At 70.1% G+C, this 16939-nt stretch carries 11 protein-coding genes and 1 pseudogene; 5 read left to right on the top strand and 7 right to left on the bottom strand.

Annotation, left to right across the window (positions count from 1 at the left end):
- The first annotated feature begins 259 nt into the window (after nucleotides 1-259).
- Complete coding sequence (locus ACEPPI_RS09620) at nucleotides 260-529, top strand: hypothetical protein (protein ID WP_373914807.1); 270 nt, start codon at nucleotides 260-262, stop codon at nucleotides 527-529.
- A 61-nt stretch (nucleotides 530-590) separates the two neighbouring features.
- Here the strand turns inward: ACEPPI_RS09620 and ACEPPI_RS09615 are convergent, their stop codons facing one another.
- The 5 genes and pseudogenes from ACEPPI_RS09615 to ACEPPI_RS09595 all read right to left on the bottom strand — a co-directional run.
- Nucleotides 591-1019: a hypothetical protein gene (locus ACEPPI_RS09615; protein ID WP_373914806.1), complete on the bottom strand. Its 429-nt coding sequence runs from the start codon at nucleotides 1017-1019 to the stop codon at nucleotides 591-593.
- The gene (locus ACEPPI_RS09610; RefSeq protein WP_373914805.1) at nucleotides 1016-3112 is read right to left on the bottom strand and encodes a hypothetical protein; all 2097 of its coding nucleotides are present in this window, start codon (nucleotides 3110-3112) and stop codon (nucleotides 1016-1018) included. The genes ACEPPI_RS09615 and ACEPPI_RS09610 overlap by 4 nt, the downstream gene beginning before the upstream one ends.
- Nucleotides 3109-4968, bottom strand: a complete 1860-nt coding sequence (locus tag ACEPPI_RS09605; protein WP_373914804.1) for a hypothetical protein — start codon at nucleotides 4966-4968, stop codon at nucleotides 3109-3111. Before ACEPPI_RS09605 ends, ACEPPI_RS09610 begins: the two co-directional genes overlap by 4 nt.
- The gene (locus tag ACEPPI_RS09600) at nucleotides 4965-6317 is read right to left on the bottom strand and encodes a tyrosine-type recombinase/integrase (RefSeq protein WP_373914803.1); all 1353 of its coding nucleotides are present in this window, start codon (nucleotides 6315-6317) and stop codon (nucleotides 4965-4967) included. The genes ACEPPI_RS09605 and ACEPPI_RS09600 overlap by 4 nt, the downstream gene beginning before the upstream one ends.
- Nucleotides 6318-6478: 161 nt before the next feature.
- Nucleotides 6479-6838: pseudogene (locus ACEPPI_RS09595) on the bottom strand (hypothetical protein); the annotation flags it as partial.
- A 489-nt stretch (nucleotides 6839-7327) separates the two neighbouring features.
- On the opposite strand from ACEPPI_RS09595, the gene ACEPPI_RS09590 reads away from it, so the two are divergent.
- On the top strand, nucleotides 7328-8191 hold the full coding sequence (locus tag ACEPPI_RS09590; protein ID WP_373914802.1) for an HAD family hydrolase: 864 nt from the start codon (nucleotides 7328-7330) through the stop codon (nucleotides 8189-8191).
- Between the two features lie 447 nt (nucleotides 8192-8638).
- Here ACEPPI_RS09590 and ACEPPI_RS09585 read toward each other — a convergent pair whose 3' ends face one another.
- Complete coding sequence (locus tag ACEPPI_RS09585) at nucleotides 8639-9460, bottom strand: oxidoreductase (RefSeq protein ID WP_373914801.1); 822 nt, start codon at nucleotides 9458-9460, stop codon at nucleotides 8639-8641.
- A 109-nt stretch (nucleotides 9461-9569) separates the two neighbouring features.
- On the opposite strand from ACEPPI_RS09585, the gene ACEPPI_RS09580 reads away from it, so the two are divergent.
- Entirely contained in the window at nucleotides 9570-10568 is a 999-nt protein-coding gene (locus ACEPPI_RS09580) for an ATP-binding protein (protein ID WP_373914800.1), read from the top strand.
- On the opposite strand, the gene ACEPPI_RS09575 is transcribed toward ACEPPI_RS09580, so the two are convergent.
- The gene (locus tag ACEPPI_RS09575; protein ID WP_373914799.1) at nucleotides 10537-11844 is read right to left on the bottom strand and encodes a hypothetical protein; all 1308 of its coding nucleotides are present in this window, start codon (nucleotides 11842-11844) and stop codon (nucleotides 10537-10539) included. The genes ACEPPI_RS09580 and ACEPPI_RS09575 overlap by 32 nt on opposite strands.
- Before the next feature lie 235 nt (nucleotides 11845-12079).
- On the opposite strand from ACEPPI_RS09575, the gene ACEPPI_RS09570 reads away from it, so the two are divergent.
- Nucleotides 12080-14587: a SulP family inorganic anion transporter gene (locus tag ACEPPI_RS09570; RefSeq protein WP_373914798.1), complete on the top strand. Its 2508-nt coding sequence runs from the start codon at nucleotides 12080-12082 to the stop codon at nucleotides 14585-14587.
- A 200-nt stretch (nucleotides 14588-14787) separates the two neighbouring features.
- Nucleotides 14788-16785, top strand: coding sequence for an acetate--CoA ligase (gene acs, locus ACEPPI_RS09565; RefSeq protein ID WP_373914797.1), 1998 nt, complete (start codon nucleotides 14788-14790; stop codon nucleotides 16783-16785).
- Nucleotides 16786-16939 lie beyond the last annotated feature (154 nt).

Raw genomic sequence — 16939 nt, 5'->3', positions numbered from 1 at the left:
GGGGCCGATCATTCCGCCGATGAGCGAGTTCGGCTGCTCTTGCTCGCCGGCTTCTTCCTCACCGGCGCGGCAGGGGGACGGCTGCGGCTCTGCGCTCTCGCTCATGGACTAACTATCGGCGAGAAAGCTAACTCGGCGGGGCTGTTGCCGCGATCCCTGCCCGTTGGAGGCTGGGTGCAGTCGGGAACGGCCCCCGGTCGGACGGGGGCCGTTCATGTCGCCGACTTCCGGTTCTGACATGAGGAAGAGGATCGACAGCATGAGCGTAAGCACTGGTAACCCGGGTGGGAACGAAGACAACAACCTCGCCGAGAACCGTCTGCCCCTGCGGTGGTCGGTGATCATGATCGGGTCGGCTGCCGTCGCGGGGCTCACGGGGGTGGCGGCCGGGGTGGCCGCAGGCATCGGGGCGGAGTTCTTTGTGGAGCCCCCCTATGCCGTGGCCGTAGGAGTCGTCACGGGAGCGGCTGCCGCCGTCAAGACGTTCGTGAAGACGATGCAGCAGCTGCATCAGTTCCTGGAGCGGTAGCCGCCGCCCATCGGAGCTGTCCGCGTACTCCCGAACGTGCTCAGCTCTCGGGCCGCTTTGGTCACGAGCTCGGTTGCGGGGACCTGGTTGGCGGCAGGACGGAGAGGGCGCCCTGCCGCGCAAGCCCAGCCCGCAGTCGTTCGTTGTCGAGGGTGAGGGCCTGGACCTGCTGGGCGAGCGTGTCGACGGACTGACGCAGGTCGGTGATCTCCTCGTGCCGGGCGCGACGTGCCTCGCGGAGCTGGCCCTGGAGTTCCTGGATGCGCTCGCGCAGGGTCGCCGGGACGTCGGGGCCGCTGGAGCGTTCGCCAACACGCTGCCGGAAGAGTTCCACGACATCGTTGGCCCGGTAGGCGGTCGCCCGCGAGATGCCCGCCTCGCGGGCCAGGGAGGCGACGGTGAGGCTGCCGTCACTGTGCTGCGGATCAACGGCCAGGAGGCGGTCCATGGCCTCGATCAGGGCGGTGCGAACCTCAGATGTGACGCTCATCGGGCGGACTCCTCGGCCTGGTCGCGCATGCGCCGCATCTGTTCGATCTGCTGATGCAACGCGGTCTTCTGGAGGATGGTCAGGGGGCGGATGGTCAGCAGCTGCCGGGCGTCGCCGATGACGTTGTCGATCGCCGGGCGGTGCTGGGGAAGGACGCAGGAGTTCGGGCACTTCGCCGGCTGGCAGTGGTTCATCACCGGTGCCGCCTCCGGCTCGACGGACGGACGACGCGAGAGGCAGAGCGCGGTGGACGCCTCGAAGTAGCAGTCGTTGAGGACGCCCGGATAGTAGGTGCGGGCCGGGTTGGTCAGCATCGCCCGCAGCCGGGCGGTGTCGATCACGCGGCCGGGGAAGTCACCGAGCTCGTCACGGACGCGGGTGAATTCCTCGGCGAGGCGGGGCGGCATCCGCACTCCGGCCTTGAAGTCCTCGTACTGGTCGAGGAAGTGCTCCGTGCGGGCCAGCTGCTGTTCGCTCTCGACCTCGCTGGGGAAGCCGGAGGCCGAGTTGCCCGCGTAGCCCTCGAACATCGCGACCTTCACGTGCTTGTACTGAATCTTGCCCGCGACGACCCCGAACGGCTGGAAGGCGATGTGCCAGGCGACGGTGCGGCGGAACTGCCGCGTGGTGAAACGCCACTTCTTCTCATCCACCAGCGGGATGGGGTCGTGCGGGCGGACCTCGGCGAGCCGGTCGGCGAAGACGTTCAGCAGATGATTGATGGTGTTGCCGATGCCGTCGTTGGTGCCGCGGTAGCCGTGGCGGTAGAACAGCCGGTCGCAGTCCGTCAGGCTCTCCATCACGGCGACGGCCTGGGCGACCGGCTCGATGACCACCCAGGTGTCTTCGTCGCCGACGGGCTGGCGGCCCTTGAACACCTTGCCGCGGACCTTGTGCCGCTCGATGATGCCGTCCTGGGATGCCGTGGTGAAGTGGCAGCCGGGCTTGAGGGACTGGGCCTCGGAGTCCCGCATTCCCGAGAGGTAGGCCGTGATCACGTAGCAGGCAGCCAGCAGCATGCGGGTCTCGATCAGCAGGGATTTCGAGTGGAATCGCGGCCGCCATGGGCGGCCTGTCTCCTCGTCGATGCTGATCTCGGTGTCCATGCCGCCCTCCTCCAGACCGAGCTCGGCGACTGCTTGCCGCAGCAGCTCGACGAGGGCCGGGTGGTCCACCGTGTTCTCGCCGATCCGCGCGAGCCGGGCGATGAGCTTGCGGTTCACCCCGCCGTCGCTCGCCCGGTTGTACTTATGCGGCAGATTGATGTCCGAGGGCCTCGCAGGCAGTCCGCGGCCTTCCCGCCGGCGCCGTTCGATGAACTCCTCCAGCCGGGCCCGCCCAGCGCCCTTGTACGACTTGTTGGCGTCGCCGACGGGCTCGGTGATCCGTTCCTGTTCGGCCAGGGCTGCGAGGATGTCCTTCGAGGCGACGCGGATGTAGAACAGGGCGCCTCGCAGATAGGGCGCCAGGACCCGCGGCGGAATGCGCTGAGTGCTGTTCTCCTGCGGCCGGCGGCCAGCGACGTGCTTCGATGCCCGACCGTCCCAGGGCAGCCTCTCCAGCCGGTCGTAGGTGATCGACTCCCGGGTGCGGAAAAGCAGCGTCAGAAACCACTTCACCCGCCCACGTTCCTGTGCCTGGACCTCGGGCTTGATCCCCCCACCCTCGACCCGGTGGTCCAGGAAGGCGTCCAGCACGGCGTCATCGGTCAGGTCCCGCAGCCTTAGCCCGGGGTGGCGGCCGGCGAGGAAGACGAACAGCTTGCGGAGCTCTCGGAACTCCCGGGAGACGGTGACCACCGACGGCAGCCGCTTACACCCCTCGGTGATCTTGGTCAGGCGGCTGTAGGCGTACTCCTTCGCGGTCAGCCGCCACATCGGGTCCTCGATCGTGGTGAAGATGACGGTGCTCTGGCCCCGGTGGTGGTTGGGCAGGTGGTAGGCCGCGGCCATGTTCCAGACGTCCTCGCCGAACCGCGGGCCCGGCCCGGCTTCCTCCCGCAGCGGGCGCCCGGTCAGAACCAGGGCGTCCGCACTCACGTACGCGGACACCAGCGGCTCCGCAGCCAGGCCGGTGGTCAGGATGGCGGTCATTGGCGGCTTCCGATCCCGCCCAGCAGGGGCGGCAGATTCTCCAGCGGGCGGGTGGCTTCGGCGATCGCGCGGGCCGCGGCGAGGACCGGCTCGGGGAACGCGGGCAGGATCTGCGTCAAGATCCGCTGCCGGGTGCGGCCGTGGGCGAGCGCGAACGCGTTGGCGGGCATCGCCTGGCGCTGGTCTTCGAGATGGTCCAGGTAGGCCAGGACGGCGGGCAGTTTCCGCGAGGTGATCACCGCGTTCGAGCAGTCCAGGCAGCTCCAGAACGGGACCGGGCAGGCTTGCCCGGTGGTGCCGAAGGGCGAGTCGAAGAAGTCCCGGCAGGACGACAGCCACAGGTCCATCTCGCCGTCCAACAGCTTCCTCGCGTCACCCGGCTCGACTTCGAGCTCCTTCGCGGCGGCCGCGGTGTCCTGCTTCAGCTCGGCCTCCCGCTGCGGCGGGATCACCCGCAGCTGGACCGCCTCCTCAAGGGCGTGCGACAGACCGTCGGCGACCGCGGCCTCATGCAGCGGCCGAAGCGCTGGGATGTCCGCGTAGTGGGCAGCCGCGACCTCCTTGGAGTGGCCGCGGGCCAGCAGCGGCAGCTGTCCCTTGGTGACCCGGTAGAACTCCGCCTTGTAGGTCTTGCGGAGTCTTCTGAGGTGGACCGTCAGCCGTTCGCCGTGCTCGTCGCGCAGGTCGTATCGCTCGCAGAACGCGATCGCCGCGGACCTGGGCCGGAAGTGCCGCGCTCCGCCACGGATCCTGGCGGCGTTGGGGTGCCAGTAGATCCACAACGCTGTCTTCGACTCGTTCCAGGCGTGCGCCCGTGCCCGGCGGGTCAGTCGCAGGGCGAGGCGGATCAGACCGCCCGGTGTGCCCGCGCCGCCGTCACGGACCCGCATCCGGTTGACCTCCGTGCCGTGCCGGCGCCGCTTGATGTACTCGATCTCGACATAGCCGCGGGTCGGGTTCTTCAAGCAGTCCACCGAGAGTTCTAGCGCGCTCTCCGGCTCCAGTCCGGTGGACAGGATCAGCAGCAGATAGAGGGATGCCAGGTCCTCCGAGGAGGGGAACACCGCAGCATGCAACTCCTGCTGCTTGCCCTCCCAAGGCGATGGACCCATGCCCGCCTGACGAGTCCGGTGAGCCATCAACTCCCGGCCGCTGATGGGGCCGTGGCGGTCCAGATGCCACAGCAGGTTCTCCCACCGGCCCCAGCCGCCGGTCAGCGGGTCCTCGCCCGCTGCCACCGAGGCGTCCGCCTCGGTGGCCAGCCGCCGTACCGCTTCACGGATATGGCTGCGGCAGGCTTCCCGCAGGGCCTCGGCGACCTGCGGCGGATAGGCGTCCACCTTGTTCCCGAAGTGCGGTCGGGGCCGGAGCCCGACGAACATCAGCCGGTCATGCAGAGCCGGGTTCAGGGACTCCGGCCGGGCGTCGCGGATCTCCCGCAGCAACGTCATCGCCTGCGTCAGCATCGCGTAACCCGTCCGGGGCGTCGGCATCGTCTCGTATAGCCACGTCTCGAAGTCGTTGAGGTCCTGGGGCGTGATCTGCCCGGTCGTCCAGGTCGCGGCGTTTTCGACCCGGCCGGCGAAGAACGCGTCCAGGCTCCGGGCGACCTGGACGTATGCCTGCACCGTTCCGGGCGAGGCGATCCGGCGGCCGACCCGCGCCATCGAGCGGATCGTCTCCGCCAACTCGCGGGCGAGAAGCAGACACTTGGCGTCCGTGAGGTCCACGAGGGTGGACGGCCGGTCGGGAAACGGAACCCGGAAGGCCAGTGGTGAGATGTCCTCGCCCGCCTGCGCGGCCTCCTCCATCGGCAGCGCGAAGTTCGCCCGGCGCGGGCGCCTCAGCCCGCTCACCACGCACCCGCCAGGGCCGACAGGTCGTCGATACTGTCCTCCGTCAGCCGTCCCGCCATTTCCGCGACCGCGTCGCCAATGAGCTCCTGGGCCTCCGCGAGGGAGTCCAGGTAGATGTAGGTCGAGCTGATGTGGCTATGCCCCAACAGTCGCTGCAAGATCCGCAAGGGGTCGCCCATGACCCGCTCGTAGGCGCCCATCCGCAGGTCGGAGGAGCCCGACCGCATCGCGGCGATCTGCTGCCGAACCAGCTGCGTGAGCATGTGAACGGCGAATGTGTGCCGGCAGGTGTGGGGCGAAGCCTCCACCGGCATCCCCGCCGCCGCCGTGCGCTCGCCGGCCCGGCTGAACGCGTACTCCCACGAGTTGAGCGTCATCGGGGTGCCCCGTTCGCTCAACCACAGGGCCAGCGGCCCCAGCCGGGTGCCGCCCGCGTCGACCTCGACGAGCCGCATCCGCTCGTCCGGCGACAGGTCCGACCACCGGACCGAGATCCACCGGCCGGACGCCGCCCGCAGCGAGCCACCCAGCGGGCCCGTGTCGCGGGTCTCGATCCACCGCCTTCCCGGCCAACCTCCCCGATCGGCGGCGCGAGCGAGCGTCACTGCCCGCTCCACCTCGGCGTACTCCGTCACCCGCCGCAGCACCCGCACCGGCACCCAGACCGCCCGGCCGCGGTCGCCCTTGGTCGTCAGCACCGCCAGGTCCAGCCGCGCAGAGCGCTCCTCCGGCAACGGACACAGCCGGGCCAGCTCCGGCTCCAGCAGACTGCCACCCTCCTCCAGCCGCACCCCCGTGGTCACCAGCAGGTCCGAGAACGATGCGTTCCTCGCCCCGCAGCGAACCCCTCGGCCCGGCCTCTCCGAGCCGTCCAGGCGCCGCCCCCGCAGCCCGACGTCCCGGAAGATCCGGTAGCGCTCCAGGGACAGGAACTTCACCGAGGCGCCCCCGGCCCCCTTCTCCTTCGCCTCAGCGACCAGCCGCCCCGCCGGCTGCCCAGCAACGGCCACCGCCCGGTAGCCGAACGGCGCCGACGCCACCAGGTGCTCGTCCATCGCCCACCGGTAGAACTTGTCCAGCGCCGCCGCCGACCGGTTCCACGTCTTCGCCGTCACCCGAAAGGGGGGCAAGGACAGCCTCCGGGCCGCGTAGAACGCGTCGAAGTCCCCCCGGACGGCATTCCATACCGACCGGTCCCCGAACTCCCGCAGGAAGCGCCCCCAGACCGCCAGGTCGCGGGCGTACCCCTCCCAGCTCTTCGCCGACCGGCAGCCCATCGTCGGGAGGGCCCGGAAGAAGCGGTTCAGATGCACGTCATACGAGCCGTCCGGCCCAAGGATGAACGGCATCCCCTCCCGTACCGACTCCCGGTCCAACACCGCCACCAAGTCCGAACCCGGGCCTGGCTCCTGGAGCAGATCCCGCTTCGTGAAAAAGACCTCCATGAGTTCCGGACCGTAGCGAACCCAACACGATCCGTGCAGCACTGAGACGCTGTGCCACTGCCCGGATAAACCAGGGGGTCGTCGAGGTCCCGGCCGACGAGGAACACCCCGCCTCGGCGCGGCGCTCCGCCCACCCGGCGCGCGGCGTCGTCGCCGACCAGGACGAGCGGGGCCGATTCCCATCCCACGCCACCGCGCGGCCCACCGCCCGCGAAGGCACTCCCGTCGTCCCCGCTCCCACGCGCACCACCGGCTCCGCTTTGCTCGGGCACCGCATGGTGCACGTGCGGTTCGGCGCCGACGGCGGCGCACAGCCGCAGCAGGTCGTCGAGCAGCAGCGGGTCCTCGGTGATGATCAGTGGCCGCCCGCCACCGGGCAGCGCCCCGGGCGCACCTGCGGCCCGCCCGCCCCCGCCGGTCACCACGGGCTCCGGCCCTTCACACGACTTCGATCCAGCCACGATCTCCGCCCCCTTCTCACCGCAAATCCACGTGCCGCGGACTTCGCGGCTGGAATCACGGTGCAGCGATCCGGAAAAGGGAGTGGATCTTGGTCCAAAACTGTGGACGAGAAGGCCCTTGTGAATAACTTCGCCACCCCATCAGGTGAGTTCCGGAGCGCGCCGGAACCACTACGCAGCGTGACGAGTTCGAAGGGGTGAGGGCCTGAGCCATGCGGGCCCGCAGACGAGGGAGGGCCGAGCGGATGACCACTGAAGGCCGAAGGCATGGGACGCGAACCGCGTCCGGACATGCGACGACCCCCGCCGGGGGGGAGAGCGGGGGTCGTCCCCACGGTCCGACTCGGGGGGGGAGGAGCCAGACCGGGTTAGCACGGTCGCGAACGATCCGTGACTTCCATGGTGTACCCGAGAGCCTTCTCAGGCAAACCCACGCGCCACACCTTACGCCGAATGGTGGGCGCATATGCTCGGGTCGTGGAAAATCAGCCCTTGCCGCACTCCTTGCCTCGGACCGCCGCCTTCTTCGACCTGGACAAGACGGTCATTGCGAAGTCCAGCACTCTGACGTTCAGCAAGTCCTTCTACCAGGGCGGCCTGATCAACCGGCGGGCCGTGCTGCGCACCGCGTACACGCAGTTCATCTTCCTGGCCGGCGGAGCCGACCACGACCAGATGGAGCGGATGCGCGAGTACCTCTCCGCCCTCTGCAAGGGGTGGAACGTGCAGCAGGTCCGGGAGATCGTCGCCGAAGCCCTCCACGACCTGATCGACCCGATCATCTACGACGAGGCCGCATCCCTCATCGAGGCCCACCACACAGCGGGCCGTGACGTGGTGATCGTGTCGACGTCCGGCGCCGAAGTCGTCGAGCCGATCGGCGAGATGCTCGGGGCGGACCGGGTCGTGGCCACCCGCATGGTGGTCGGCGACGACGGCTGCTTCACCGGGGAGATCGAGTACTACGCCTACGGGCCCACGAAGGCGGAAGCCGTCCGGGAGCTCGCCGAGTCCGAGGGCTACGACCTGGCCCGGTGCTACGCGTACAGCGACTCGTTCACCGACGTGCCGATGCTCGAAGCCGTCGGGCACCCGCACGCGGTCAACCCGGACCGGGCATTGCGACGGGAGGCCGTGGCGCGCGAGTGGCCGGTTCTGGTGTTCAGCAGGCCGGTACGGCTCAAGCAGCGGCTGCCCGCACTCTCGATGCCCGCACGCCCGGCCCTCGTCGCCGCCGCGGCGGTGGGCGCGGCAGCAGCCACGGCCGGTCTCGTCTGGTATGCCAGCCGCCGCCGGGCCTCCGCCGCCACCGCCTGATCCCAGCCGTCACCCCACCGCCGGATGTCCTGACCTGGGGCGTTTTGGACTGTCCGAATCGCCCCAGGTCATCCCGGAAAGTAAAGAACTCCGGCCAGGGGTTTCGCTCGGCTCGGAAGCGGAGTACAAAGGAGTCAACGGCCCGCGAGACCAAAGAACATCCGAGAGGATCATCTTTAAAACGCAGTAAGGCCCACGGACCGAAGCATGAACGCCGAGCACCCACGCGACGTCGACCCGTCGATTACGGGCCAGCCGCACCAGGTAACCGGGCAAAGCTCCCGACCTGATGGGCATATATCGAGGACGCTTGGTAACTGGGCGCGAATGCCAGCGGCGACACCACAGCAGTACGGTGTCGCCGCAACCCTGTTCCCACCCCCTACGCGCCCCACCCCGGCTCCCGGCGCCCTTGAGCACCGGGCCGCGGGCCCTGGACCCCGCCGCTTACGCCGCGCCGCGCTGGAGGGCTTCACAGACCGCCGTCGACTCGCGCACCCCGAGTTCGATCGCGCGGCCGCAGTGCGCGATCCAGGCGGCCATCCCCTCCGGGGTCCCGGAGACATAGCCCTCGAAGGCCTCCAGGTAGGCCTTCACGCCCTGCTCGGCGTGACCGACCTCCGCCGGGCAGATCGCCTTCGGGTCGAGGCCACTGTTGATCAGCACGATCCGCTCGGCCGCCCGCGCGACCAGGCCGTTGTACGAGCCGAACGGCCTCAGCGCCAGGAGCTCGCCGTGCACCACCGCGCCCGTGATCAGGGCCGGGGCCGAACCACCCGCGATGATCAGCCGGGAGAGGCCGTCCAGCCGCCCCGCCACCTCGTCGGAGCCGGGCAGCGGAAGGTCCACCAGGGGCTCGTCCACCGGCTCCCCGGCCAGCCGCGGCCGGCCCACGACGTCCCCGGCCGTCGTCGACCCGCACGCCACCAGGTGCAGCCGCGCGAGGACCCGCAGCGGCGACTGGCGCCAGATGCTCAGCAGCTGGCCCGCCTCGGCCGTCAGGCGCAGAGCGGCGCCCACCGTCAGCGCCTGCGCGTCGACGCCGAAGTCGGTGCGGCGGCGCACCTCCTCCAGCGCCCAGTCGGCACCGGACAGCGCCGCACTGCCCCGCGCGCCGCGCAGCGCGGCCTCCGAGGTGATCTCCCCGCTGCGCCGGCGCATGACGCGGTGCCCGTAGACCCGGTCCACGGCCTTGCGTACGGAATCCACGGACTCTGCGACTCCCGGGAGCGAACCCAGGGCCGCCAGCGGGTCAGAAGCGCTACTCATAAGTAGGGAGCCTACGCACTGCGCGGCCGTAGCACCGAGCCCTCCTTGGAGTGGTCTTCTTCACTCACCTTGACCACACCCCGCTACCATGCCACTACGCTTGGTGAACATGAAGATCGCTTTCGTGGGAAAGGGCGGCAGCGGCAAGACGACCCTGTCCTCCCTCTTCATCCGCCACCTCGCAGCCAATGAAGCCCCCGTCGTCGCGGTGGACGCCGACATCAACCAGCACCTCGGCGCGGCCCTCGGGCTCCCCGAGGACGAAGCGGCCGCGCTGCCCGCCCTGGGCGCGCACCTCCCCCTCATCAAGGAGTACCTGCGCGGTTCCAACCCCCGCATCGCGTCCGCCGACAGCATGATCAAGACCACCCCGCCCGGTGCCGGCTCGCGACTGCTGCGGGTCACCGAGGACAACCCGGTCTACGAGGCCTGCGCGCGCACGCTGCTGCTCGACGGGGAGCCCGTACGGCTGATGGCCACCGGGCCGTTCACGGAGGCCGACCTCGGCGTGGCCTGCTACCACTCGAAGGTCGGCGCGGTGGAACTCTGCCTCAACCACCTGGTCGACGGCCCGGACGAGTACGTCGTCGTCGACATGACGGCCGGCTCGGACTCCTTCGCCTCGGGCATGTTCACCCGCTTCGACATGACCTTCCTCGTGGCCGAACCGACCCGCAAGGGCGTCTCCGTCTACCGGCAGTACAAGGAGTACGCGCGGGACTTCGGCATCGCGCTCAAGGTGGTCGGCAACAAGGTGCAGGGCCCGGAGGACATCGAGTTCCTCCAGGACGAGGTGGAAGAGGACCTGCTGGTCACCTTCGGGCACTCCGACTGGGTGCGGGCCATGGAGAAGGGCCGCCCCGCGCCGTTCGACCTGCTGGAGGCGACCAACCGGCTCGCGCTGCAGGCGCTCCAGGACGCGGCCGAGGACTCGTACGCCGACCGCGACTGGGACAAGTACACCGAGCAGATGGTCCACTTCCACCTGCGCAACGCGGAGAGCTGGGGGAACGCCAAGACCGGGGCCGACCTGGCGGAGCAGATCGACCCCGGCTTCGTCCTGCACGAGGCCCTGTTCAGCCCTCGTTCGACTCCTCAGCCGGCTTGACCGCGGCCGGGGCCGTCGGCGGCGCGGGCGGCGGCCCCGCCGTCAGGAACTTCGTCCAGCCGTCCTTCGGCGCCTGGCCGACGCCGAGGGTGCGCATCCACTCCAGCGTCTTCGGGTCCTGGGCGTCCAGCCAGTCCGCCAGCTCGCGGAAGGGCACGCACCGGACCTCCGGCTTGGTGCACATGGTCTGGATGGACTCCTCGACGGCACGCATGTAGGTGCCGCCGTTCCACGACTCGAAGTGGTTGCCGATGATCAGCGGCGCCCGGTTTCCCTGGTAGACCCGGTCGAAGGCCTGGCGCAGGCCGTCACGCATCTGGTCGCCCCAGTACTCGTGCTGGGAGGGGTCGCCCTGGGTGGTCGTACCGGACTGGTTGACCATGTAGTTGTAGTCCATGCTCAGGGTGTCGAAGGCGCGCCCGGGCATGGGCACCAGCTGGAGCGGGAGGTCCCAGAGCCCGTCCGTCTTCTTCGGCCAGATCTGCTTGCTGATGCCGCTGGAGTCGTAGCGGAAGCCCATGTCCTTCGCCGCCAGCATGAAGTTCTTCTGGCCTTCGAGGCAGGGGGTGCGGGCGCCGATGAGCTCCTTGTCGTAGTCGAAGGGGAGCGCCGCCAGGTCCTTGAGCGCCGGGGTGTTCGTCTTCCAGTTCTTGACGAAGGACTTGGCCTGGTTGATCTCGCTCTTCCACTCCTCCACCGACCAGGTGCCGACACCCCCGTCGGGGCCGCAGAAGTGGCCGTTGAAGTGGGTGCCGATCTCGTTGCCCTCCAGCCAGGCCCCGCGGACCTGGGTGGCGGTGTCCTTGATGCCCTGGAGGTCGCCGAAGCCGATGTCGGAGAGGCCCGAGGAGTGCTGCGGGGCCGTGTAGAGGGAACGCTTCTCCTCCGGGAGCATGTACACGCCGCTGAGGAAGTAGGTCATCCGGGCGTTGTACTGCTTGCCCACCTCACGGAAGTGCGAGAAGAGCTTCTGGCTGTCCTCACCCGCGCCGTCCCACGAGAACACCACGAACTGCGGGGGCTTCTCACCGGGCTTCAGCCGCTGCGGCTTCTGCACGTTCGGCTGGGAGCCGGTGTAGACGGTCGAACCGTCGCCGATGGGGCGGTTGACACTGCCTGGGGCCTCCGGGGCGGCGGCGCCCTTCATCGTGTTCTGGTTGCCGGGGGCGCCGGGAGCGCCGGGGCGGGCGGGCTCGGAGGCGCTGCACCCGGCGGCGCCCAGCACCAGGGCCGTGGCGACCAGGCCGCCGGCGATCTTCTTCGTGGCGGCGATCATCCGCACACCTCTCCCTCGCAGTTCCATCGCGGGACTTCCGTGACGCAACGTCCCACGCGGTCCGCTTTAAGGAAGGTATGACAAGGCAGACAAAATACTTAATCACCCCTGAGTGCTAATTCATAGCCCATTTGCCCGCATTACCTACCAGCAGCCTTTACTCTCCATTACCATCCATTTACCGAGTGTTGAGACTCCCGCCGCTTCATCACCTCCCCCGAGGAGACGGGACCCCATGACGACAGCCGCCACACCCCCCTCCACGAACCAAGGCCCCGACGGTGCCGGTCCCCGCCTCAAGGGGCTCCATGCGGACCTGTCCGCGTCCGTCGCCGTCTTCCTGATCGCGCTTCCCCTTTCGCTGGGCATCGCCCTGGCCACCGGAGCCCCCCTGCAGGCGGGGCTGGTGGCCGCCGCGGTGGGCGGGATCGTGGCCGGGCGGCTCGGCGGCGCCCCGCTCCAGGTGAGCGGGCCGACCGCCGGACTCACCGTGGTGACGGCCGGGTTGATCCAGCACTACGGCTGGCGCACCACCTGTGCCATCACGGTCCTGGCCGGCTGCTGCCAGCTCGGACTGGCCTTCCTGCGCACCGCGCGCTCGGCCCTGCTGGTGAGCCCGGCGATCATGCACGGGATGCTGGCCGGTATCGGCGTGACCATCGCGCTGGCCCAGCTGCACATCGTGCTCGGCGGCACCCCGCAGAGCTCGGCCGTCGCCAACGTACGCGGGCTGCCCGCCCAATTGGCCGATCTGCATCCGGCCGCGCTCGGGGTGAGCGCGCTGACCCTGGGCGTCCTGCTGCTCTGGCCCCGGATCCCCGGGCGGGCCGGCCGGGCCCTGCGCAAGGTGCCCGCCGCACTGGCGGCGGTCGCCGCGGCCACCACCGGCGCGGCCCTGGCCGGGCTCGACCTGCCCCGGGTGGACCTGCCCTCCTGGAGCGGCCACTCACTGCCGGAGCTGCCGCAGGGCCCGGTGCTCGGGATCATCGCCGCCGTGCTGACCATCACCCTGGTCGGCAGCGTCGAGTCCCTGATGTCCTCGGTCGCCACCGACAAGCTGATCGCCTCCGAGCGCGGTACGGGCGACCGCCCGCCCCGCGCCGACCTCGATCGCGAGCTGCGCGGACAGGGCGCCGCCAACATCGTCTCCGGGATGCTCGGCGGGCTCCCCGTCGCGGCCGTGGCCGTACGCAGCGCGGCGAACGTCAAGTCCGGTGCCGTAAGCCGTAAATCAGCCATGTTGCACGGGCTGTGGGTGGTCCTCGCGGCCGGACTGCTCGTCCCCGTGCTCGACCTGATCCCGCTCGCCGCCCTGGCAGCGCTGGTCCTGGCCGTCGGCATCCAGGTGGTCAGCATCACGCACCTGAGGACCGTCACCCGGTACCGGGAGGTCCTGGTCTACGCGGCCACCATCGTCGCCGTGGTCCTGGGCGGGGTCCTGGAAGGCGTCGCCGTCGGCATCGCCGTGGCCGTGGCCCTGGCCATGCACCGGCTGGCGCGCACGAGGATCACCCTGGAGGAGACGGACGGCGTCCACCGGGTACGGGCTCGCGGGCAGTTGACCTTCCTCGCCGTGCCGCGCCTGAGCCGGGTGCTGAACTCGATCCCGCACGAGGTCCACGCCGTCGTCGAGTTGGACGGCTCGTTCATCGACCACGCCGCCTACGAGATCCTCCAGGACTGGCAGGACACGCACCTGGCTCACGGGGGTTCGGTGGAACTCACCGGCCGGGGCGGGACCGCCATCTCCCGCGGCGGCCACGCCCGGCCCACCGGGGCGACGCCCGGGACCGGCGCCGGCGTGCGGCCGGTGCCGGGCTCCCCCGCCGGGTCCGCTCGGGTGCCGGCCGGCGGGAGCACCGCCATCGGCGGGGCCGGCGGCCACCGGGGCGAAGGCCGGGGAGCTCACCAGTGCTGCCGCCCGTGGACCCCTTGGCAGAACCACTGCGACCACCGCGCCCAGCCCGCCGCGCACCCGGCGGTCGCCGCGCACGTCCCGGCGGGCGACACGGCCGGGACGATCCCGAGCGCGGCCGAGCCCCGCGACGCCGGAACGGCCTCCCCCCGGCGCCGCGGCGCGGGTCAACTCGCCAGCGGGATCGGCGCCTTCCAGCGGGACACCGCCCCGCACGTCCGCGACGAGCTGGCCCGGCTGGCCCGCGAGGGGCAGCGGCCCTCGCAGCTCTTCCTCACCTGCGCGGACTCCCGCCTGGTGACCAGCATGATCACGGCAAGCGGCCCCGGCGACCTCTTCACCGTCCGCAACGTCGGCAACCTGGTCCCCCCGCCCGGAGCCGAAGCCACCGATGACTCGGTCGCGGCGGCCATCGAGTACGCCGTGGATGTGCTGAAGGTCGACAGCATCACGGTGTGCGGGCACTCCGGCTGCGGCGCCATGCAGGCCCTGCTGAACTCCCACCCGGGCGCCCCGATGACCCCGCTGCGCCGCTGGCTGCGGCACGGCCTGCCCAGCCTGGACCGGATGGCCAGCCGGCACCACGCCTGGGCCCGGATCGCGGGCCGGCTCCCGGCGGATGCCGTGGAGCAGCTTTGCCTGACCAATGTGGTCCAGCAGCTGGACCATCTGCGGGCCCACGAATCGGTGGCCCGCCGGCTCGCCGACGGCTCGCTGGAACTGCACGGGATGTACTTCCACGTGGGCGAGGCCCAGGCCTACCTGCTGTCCGAGGGCGAGGACTTCTTCGACTGTCGGGTTTTCGACAGCGTGGGCCAGAACGCCTGACCGGATTTCCGTCCGAACCGATACCCTCCCGTATCCGTGCAAGCTGTTGGCCCCTTCTCGCACCTGCAGCGGGAAGGGGCCCTTCGCGCGCCGCGCGCGGCCCGCGCGTACGCTGCGGCGCACGGGCCGCCCAGTCGTGCTATAGGTCTAAACCAATTCTCGGCTACCCCTTGTCACCTGGGCGTCTGACCTGATGAGCTATGCCCGGGGACACAACGGACACCCTGGGAAAGGGAGATGTCGTGAGCAATGACAGCCTGGCCAATCTGCTCAAGGAGGAGCGGCGGTTCGCACCGCCCGCCGATCTGGCCGCCGCCGCCAACGTGACCGAGGCGGCGTACGCGCAGGCCGACGCGGACCGGCTGGGCTTCTGGGCCGAGCAGGCCCGGCGGCTGACCTGGGACACCGAGCCGACCGAGACGCTCGACTGGAGCAACCCGCCGTTCGCGAAGTGGTTCGCCGACGGCAAGCTGAACGTCGCGTACAACTGCGTGGACCGGCACGTCGAGGCCGGCAACGGCGACCGCGTCGCCATCCACTTCGAGGGCGAGCCCGGCGACAGCCGCTCCCTGACCTACGCCCAGCTCAAGGACGAGGTCTCGCAGGCCGCCAACGCCCTCACCGAGCTCGGTGTCCAGGCGGGCGACCGGGTCGCCGTCTACCTGCCGATGATCCCCGAGGCCGTCGTCGCGATGCTCGCGTGCGCCCGCGTCGGCGCCGCCCACTCGGTGGTCTTCGGCGGCTTCTCCGCCGACGCCGTCGCCTCCCGCATCCAGGACGCCGACGCCAAGCTGGTGATCACCGCCGACGGCGGCTACCGCCGCGGCAAGCCCAGCGCGCTCAAGCCCGCCATCGACGAGGCCGTCGCCAAGTGCCCGCAGGTCGAGCACGTCCTCGTGGTGCGCCGCACCGGCCAGGACACCGCCGTCACCGAGGGCCGCGACGTCTGGTGGCACGACGTGGTCGGCCGCCAGTCCACCGAGCACACCCCGCAGGCCTTCGACGCCGAGCACCCGCTCTTCATCCTGTACACCTCGGGGACCACGGGTAAGCCCAAGGGCATCCTGCACACCTCCGGCGGCTACCTCACGCAGGCCTCGTACACCCACCACGCCGTCTTCGACCTCAAGCCGGAGACCGACGTCTACTGGTGCACCGCCGACATCGGCTGGGTGACCGGGCACTCCTACATCGTCTACGGTCCGCTCGCCAACGGCGCCACCCAGGTGATGTACGAGGGCACGCCGGACACCCCGCACCAGGGCCGGTTCTGGGAGGTCGTGCAGAAGTACGGCGTCACCATCCTCTACACCGCGCCCACGGCGATCCGCACGTTCATGAAGTGGGGCGACGACATCCCCGCGAAGTTCGACCTGTCGAGCCTGCGCGTGCTGGGTTCGGTCGGCGAGCCGATCAACCCCGAGGCCTGGATCTGGTACCGCAAGCACATCGGCGGCGACCGCTGCCCGATCGTGGACACCTGGTGGCAGACCGAGACCGGCGCCATGATGATCGCCCCGCTGCCGGGCGTCACCGAGACCAAGCCCGGCTCCGCACAGCGCGCGCTGCCCGGCATCGGCGCCACCGTCGTGGACGACGAGGGCCGCGAGGTGTCGAACGGCGGAGGCGGCTACCTGGTCCTCACCGAGCCGTGGCCGTCGATGCTGCGCACCATCTGGGGCGACGACCAGCGCTTCGTGGACACCTACTGGTCCCGCTTCGAGGGCAAGTACTTCGCGGGCGACGGAGCCAAGAAGGACGACGACGGCGACATCTGGCTGCTCGGCCGGGTCGACGACGTGATGCTGGTGTCGGGCCACAACATCTCGACCACCGAGGTGGAGTCGGCGCTCGTCTCGCACCCCTCGGTCGCCGAGGCGGCCGTCGTGGGCGCCAAGGACGAGACCACCGGCCAGGCCATCGTGGCCTTCGTCATCCTGCGCGGCAGCGCCACCGAGACGGACGCCCTGGTCGGGGAGCTGCGCAACCACGTGGGCGCCACCCTCGGCCCGATCGCCAAGCCGAAGCGGATCGTCCCGGTGCAGGAGCTGCCGAAGACCCGTTCCGGCAAGATCATGCGCCGTCTGCTGCGTGACGTGGCGGAGGACCGGGCGGTCGGTGACGTGACCACGCTCGCCGATTCCTCGGTGATGGCGCTGATCCAGACCAAGCTGCCCAGCGCCTCCAGCGAGGACTGACGGGGCTGTCGGGACTGACGGACAGCGGGCCACGGGTCCGGGAGGAGGGGGGGGGGGGGCCCACCCCCCCCGCCCCCCCCACCCCCGTTAATGTAAATAAAAAACAAAAAACACCCCCCCCCCCCCAAAAAAAAAAAAAAAAAAAAAAAAAAAA

It is taken from the genome of Streptomyces sp. AB3(2024) (assembly GCF_041862025.1).
GTDB lineage: Bacteria > Actinomycetota > Actinomycetes > Streptomycetales > Streptomycetaceae > Streptomyces.
The sequence above is the reverse complement of the archived record's forward strand: the minus strand, read 5'-3'. Positions and strand labels throughout refer to the sequence as shown.